Origin of the sequence: Sphingomonas oligophenolica, from assembly GCF_039522915.1 — a bacterium.
GTDB lineage: Bacteria > Pseudomonadota > Alphaproteobacteria > Sphingomonadales > Sphingomonadaceae > Sphingomonas > Sphingomonas oligophenolica.
This window is the reverse complement of record NZ_BAAAEH010000033.1, coordinates 1-5,775: the sequence shown is the minus strand read 5'-3', so window position 1 is coordinate 5,775 and position 5,775 is coordinate 1. Positions and strand designations below refer to the sequence as shown.

5 protein-coding genes and 3 pseudogenes are annotated in these 5,775 nt (G+C 57.2%); 5 read left to right on the top strand and 3 right to left on the bottom strand.

Annotated elements, in window-relative coordinates; all coding sequences use genetic code 11:
• On the bottom strand, positions 1-100 hold a 100-nt coding region (locus ABD050_RS15860; RefSeq protein ID WP_343890439.1), incomplete at its 3' end, for a sugar phosphate nucleotidyltransferase.
• Positions 101-808: 708 nt separating this feature from the next.
• Between ABD050_RS15860 and ABD050_RS15855 the strand changes: the two genes are divergently transcribed.
• The 5 genes and pseudogenes from ABD050_RS15855 to ABD050_RS15840 form a co-directional block, all read left to right on the top strand.
• Positions 809-1,306, top strand: a complete 498-nt coding sequence (locus ABD050_RS15855; protein WP_343890438.1) for a hypothetical protein — start codon at positions 809-811, stop codon at positions 1,304-1,306.
• A gap of 543 nt (positions 1,307-1,849) precedes the next feature.
• A pseudogene (locus ABD050_RS29050) lies at positions 1,850-2,149 on the top strand (phosphoenolpyruvate carboxykinase (ATP)); the annotation flags it as partial.
• Positions 2,148-2,499: pseudogene (locus ABD050_RS29045) on the top strand (phosphoenolpyruvate carboxykinase (ATP)); the annotation flags it as partial. The pseudogenes ABD050_RS29050 and ABD050_RS29045, both read left to right, overlap by 2 nt.
• 200 nt (positions 2,500-2,699) lie before the next feature.
• Complete coding sequence (gene galU / locus ABD050_RS15845) at positions 2,700-3,569, top strand: UTP--glucose-1-phosphate uridylyltransferase GalU (protein ID WP_343890436.1); 870 nt, start codon at positions 2,700-2,702, stop codon at positions 3,567-3,569.
• Positions 3,570-3,681: 112 nt separating this feature from the next.
• Positions 3,682-4,163, top strand: a pseudogene (locus tag ABD050_RS15840) (transposase); the annotation flags it as partial.
• Between the two features lie 69 nt (positions 4,164-4,232).
• Here ABD050_RS15840 and ABD050_RS15835 read toward each other — a convergent pair.
• Both ABD050_RS15835 and ABD050_RS15830 read right to left on the bottom strand, forming a co-directional pair.
• Entirely contained in the window at positions 4,233-5,204 is a 972-nt protein-coding gene (locus ABD050_RS15835) for a right-handed parallel beta-helix repeat-containing protein (RefSeq protein WP_343890435.1), read from the bottom strand.
• Between the two features lie 366 nt (positions 5,205-5,570).
• The coding region (locus ABD050_RS15830; RefSeq protein ID WP_343890434.1) for a hypothetical protein at positions 5,571-5,775 on the bottom strand (205 nt) is incomplete at its 5' end.

The window sequence follows — 5,775 nt, the reverse complement described above, 5'->3', positions numbered from 1 at the left end:
CCAGCATCTGCTTGGGGCGTTCGGGAGTCGACATCGGCCAGAGACGCGTGCCCGACCCGCCCGACAGAATGACAGGGATGATCGGCGTGGAAAGCGGCATTCGCTAAACTCCTGTTGTTTGCAAGTTAGGTTATACAAGCGGAATTTTTCTAGAGAATCGCGAGTATTTGAAAGAAAATCGAAATGTCTATTTCAATGGCGCTATTATAGTGTCGGCACCGTCCGGACATTTAACGAAGATCGTCAATCATCTGGCTGAGCTGAGTCAAAGGCGCAAGGCAAGATTTTTCAGGATGTTCAGAAAATTCAGGTGATAGCAACCTCCAGAAACGGAGCGCTCCTCTTGGAATCGCAAAGATTCTCCTGCCATTCACGGGCAGATTAATGCTGCATGTGCGAAATATATTATAACGAAATCACAGTAACTTGCAATCTTTACTTCGCAGTTGCAACATGCATTATATTAACTCGATTCGATATCGTTTGCGAGAGGCAATATGGTTATTTCCGCAGCCAGTCGACGGGAGGTGTACCATGACACTTGATAGCGGCAAGGTCGAGAGACGCGGCAGGTCGCGTGCGTAATGCGATGTTGATCGATATTGAGATAGCCGAGATGTCGGCACGCGCGTAGCTGGTTGCCGGCCAAGCAATCTCGGCCCTTTGCACGGAATATTTCTGTTTGGAGCCGGCGGCGGCACGTCTTTCGGTAACCGACAGAGTGGTCGATTGAGCCAATTATTGGCGCGCCGACATTCTGTCCTCGTATTTGTTGCGTAGACGCCGATGTGACGAGTTATCAGCTTGGTTGGAGAACGAACCCGGCAGTTTCGATATCTTGTCCGGTGAGACCTTCATGAATTCTGTGGCGGAATCGGAGGAAGGGCGAGCCGAGGCCGAAAGGTTGATGAACCAGATGTGCGATCCGTTGAGCTTGAGCCCGACATTCCTCGTACCTCGTTGGAGTACGTTGATCTTGTTCGCGGTGCTTCTCGCTATTGTCGTCACGGCGATGCCGCCCTATTCGCTCTATTCAGTGTCGAGTGAAAGGGATAACGAAATCTTGTTTTTAGTGGCGTTCGGTGCACTGAGCTTCTTCGGCGTGCGAGCCTTCCCAGGCGTACCGCTGGCACTGTTGGGTGAGAGGCTTTCGTTTGCCGGCACGCTGACCGAGGTCATTCAGGCCGTCTCGGGGCTGCATCGCGACCGTGAATTCCTAGACTGGGTCACGGATACGGCGGCAATTGCGGTCAATCTGATTCTAGTCAGAGGCCTGCGCGGCCGAGCGCGAGATACAAGGGCGTGAAGTTGGCGAGCTGGTATCACGGCTTTATAGACTGGATCGGTGACGGCACCGGGTTGCCGGATACGGTCCTTCATATTCATGCAGGCATGGCGATTCTCCTGGTTGCGCGAGTTGTGTCAGGCCGGTCGCTCGGGACGTTGATCCCACTTTCAGTTGTTTTCGCGGCAGAACTTGGCAACGAAATTATGGACAGGCTGTATTTTGGTTCATGGCGTTGGCCAGATACATTGAGCGACTTTGCAAATACGCTGTTTTGGCCGACTATCATTTGTGTAGCGGTTAGGGTGAGGCCGCTCGTCTTTGATCGTTCAGTCAGAGACCGACAGGGCCCGCCAAGGCTGTGGCGCAATCGCAGTGGGAACCTCGGTAGGCCTTGTGATGAGATTGCACACACTCATCCGGGCACTGGAAATGGTATGTGAGCCGGGACGGCGGCGTGCTTCCTCTCTGCGCACGCCAGCTGTCGCGCCCGCGGGTAACTTGGCATTGGCATGTGCTCCGCAAGTGTTGTCCGCACCGTGACATTTCAGGAGAGAAAAGCCAGTGAGCGATCGCATTCCGGACGCCGGCCTCGAGGCCCAGGGTATCGAGACCCGGGCGACCTTGCACTGGAACTTGGTTACGGCACGCCTCATCGAGGCAGCGGTCGCGCGCGGCGAGGGCAAGCTCTCGGCCGACGGCCCGCTAGTCGTCGAAACCGGCCTGCATACGGGCCGTTCAGCGCAGGACAAGTTCATCGTTCGCGACGCCGAGACCGAGAGCACGGTCTGGTGGGGCAAGAGCAACAAGGCGATGACGCCTGAGCATCTCGCCGCGCTCAAGGCGGATTTCCTCGCCGAGCTGGACCGGCAAATACGGCATTGGCCGCCGGATGCCGATCAAGGCGACCCGCGCGCTGCTCAACGCCGCGCTCGACGGCAGCCTGAACAATGCCGAGTTCCGCACTGACCCCAATTTCGGCTTCAAGGTGCCGGTGAGCGTGCCGGGGGTCGATTCAGCGATCCCTCGATCCGCGCGAGACCTGGGCGAACAAGGCCGAATATGACGCGACCGCGGCGAAGCTGGTCGACCTGTTCGTCGATAATTTCGCCCAATTCGCGGGCGATGTCGACGAGGGCGTCCTCCAGGCTGCACCACGAAACACAATGCGCCGGCCAAAGCTCGCGCTTTCGATGCCACCATCGCCGCTTTGAAAGTATAGAATCATTCCGCTCAGCGAGTTGTTTGGGGCGCGCAGCCCTTCCGGCGCTCTATACGAGAGAGGCCTTATTGCGTTGCAACAAAACCGTTGCCTGAAGTCGGGGCGCTCACGTAGGGGAAGGGCGCTCGTCATCTCACTTGCCTGACAGCTGGCGAGGGAGCAGTCGCAATTTTTCTGCTGGAGATTCGTGAAATGTCGATCAAGCCGTTGCGCAAGGCCGTATTTCCCGTCGGAGGCCTGGGGACCCGCTTCCTCCCCGCAACCAAGGCACTGCCCAAGGAGATGCTGCCCGTCGTCGATCGACCGCTCATCCAATATGCCGTCGACGAGGCAATCGAGGCGGGGATCGAGCAAATGATCTTCGTGACGGGCCGCGGCAAGTCGGCGATCGAGGACCATTTCGATATCGCCTATGAACTCGAGACGACGATGGCGCATCGTGGCAAGTCGATGGAACTCCTGCATCAGACTCGGCTTCAGCCAGGCGCGGTCGCCTATGTGCGACAGCAGGAGCCGATGGGGCTGGGGCATGCGGTATGGTGCGCGCGCGACATCGTCGGCGACGAGCCCTTTGCGGTGCTGCTCGCCGACGATTTCATGGTCGGCAAGCCGGGCTGCCTAAAGCAGATGGTCGATGCCTATCACAAGGTCGGAGGCAACATGATCTGCGCGCAGGAAGTGCCCGAGGACCAGACGCATTTATACGGTGTGATCACCCCCGGCACGCGCGATGGCGTGTTGACCGAGGTGAGGGGGCTTGTCGAGAAGCCGAAGCACGGGACTGCCCCCTCTAATCTCTCGGTGATCGGTCGCTATATTCTGCAACCCGAGGTGATGCGGGTGCTGGAAACGCAGGAAAAAGGCGCTGGTGGCGAGATCCAGCTGACCGATGCGATGGCGCGGATGATTGGCGACCAGCCCTTTCATGGCCTCACCTTCGAGGGGCAACGTTATGATTGCGGCGACAAGGCGGGGTACATTCAGGCGAATCTTGCGCTTGCGATCGGGCGTGCGGATATCGGCCCGGCGGTGCGGGCCTTTGCGGTTAATCTGCTGAAGTAGTGTTTCCTTGATCGTCAAGTCTCTGAACGATTATCTCGTCGCCAAGATCATGCTTGGGACTGTCAGGATTTCCGTGTGTGGGCGGGCATAATGGGTAAAAGGGAGACCCAGTATGTCCCGACGCAAAGAGCCTGCGATACCGGATGATATTCTCGACCAGTTGCTGGCGGGAGGCGCGGCCAGCGAAGCGTTTGAGCAGAGTGGTCTGCTCAATTCGCTGAAGAAGGCGCTGACCGAACGCGCCCTGAACTCTGAGATGGATCACCATCTGGCCGGCGATGATGGCGCCGGCAACACGCGCAACGGGTACGGCCGGAATACCGTGATGACCGAGACGGTAAGCTGGCGATCGACGTGCCGCGCGACCGCGCGACCGTCAGTCGAGCTTCGATCCGCAGCTGATCGCCAAGTATCAGCGGCGCTTCCCGGGGTTCGATGACAAGATCGTGTCGATGTACGCGCGCGGCATGAGTACCCGCGAGATCACTGGGGCATCTGCGCGATCTGTACTGGATCGACGTCTCGCCCCACCTAATCAGCACGGTGACAGACGCAGTGTTCGATGAGATCACCAACTGGCAACAGCGGCCGCTCGTCGGAGGCCGTCCATCCCAACAAATCGATCGGGGCAAGAAAGCGCCGATTGTCCAGAGCGGGATGTTGCTACCGCGCGTGAATATATTTGGTTGTGCTGCTATCGATTTTCCCGGTGTCGCCGGAGTATACGACGTCGCCTCGGGTCGAAGGCGCTGATCGGGTTACCCGATTGCCCGTGAACACATTACTCTCCATGGCGCTGCGGTTCAATCTGAGGTGCTGGTAGAATAGTAATCCATCTATTTTGCGCAGGTCGATCTCATTCGCCTTTATGACGTTGTCGGCACCGCCATTAACATGGAACGCGTACGAGCCTGGCCCCGAAATCCTGTTGGCCTGGACGACGACGCCGGAGAGGCCATCGTCCAGATAGATCGCCTTGTTCAAGCCGTCATGGCCGCCAAAGTCACGAATGATATTGCCCGTTATCTTCATGCCTAAACTATTAGGGGAGCGACCGCTCGCGTGAATTGCCCCGCAGTCTTTCACCTTTCGACAGGTGTGCAAAACCGTGTTACGCTCGATACTGATATTTTCCAGTACGCCAGTCGCGGAGGAATCGAACAATATTCCATCATAATCGGCACCATCGATAATATTGCCTTTGACCATCACATTTCGAACGAATGTAAGGCCATGGATCGCCGCCTGACTCCAATTAGTGCTCGTGATGTTGCTGAGGCGGTTCCGGGATATTGATATGTTCGAACCGCCTTGGATGAGAATGCCGTTAACGGAAAAATTCCGGATCGTCAGACCTTCGACCGAAATATCCTTGCCGCCTAGGTACAAGGCTTGAGCGACCGTGCCGGCGCCGTCGAGAATGACCGTACCTGATTCAAAGGCTCGGATCAGGACCTGCCCGTTCCGGGAAACGATCTTGATCGGCGCTTTCAGCTTGTAGAGGCCCGGCAACAGATTGAGCGTGACCGCCTGATTGCGTGCTCCGATCATGCCGCTGGCTTTCTCAAATGAGATCGGGTCCGCCTGCGTGCCGCTTGCATTGGCCATGCCGTCCGGGGCGACAAAGATTGTCACCGGATCCAACGCCTCGTTAGCACTGAGAGCGTTCCCGGAGCTGACGCTCAGAGCGGACACGAGACCAATGCAAGATAGAGGGCGCGAAAACCGAATGAATTTCATGTCGATGGATCCAGCTGCGAGTGAAAAGTCGCTCTTAACAGATCACATAGTGTCAACCGGCGCAGGATATTGACCCCGCTCGGGGCTGATTGGCTTCCAAAATTGCCCCTGAACGGCTACGGCTCACGCTTCGTCGCTTTACGGCGGGGACGCTTTGGAGATAGTGGTCGCGGACACGGTGTGCAGATCCAGCGCGAGTTTTTCGTCAAGGGCAAGTCGATCAGGGAGATTGTGCGGGATCTGGACGTGTCGCGAACGCGCTCAGGAACGTGCTGCGCTCGGGCGAGACGGCGTTTGTGCGGCGCGACCATCAGATACCCTGTTGCGGTACTTGTCATCAACTCCATATAGAATAGATCTTCCGGTTGCGCCATATAAAGCCGCTGCGCCAAAGGCAGTTAATCTTACTGCGTCATAAATGATGATTGGGGCTGGGCCCTGGCACAGCAAGGACATCGCATCAATC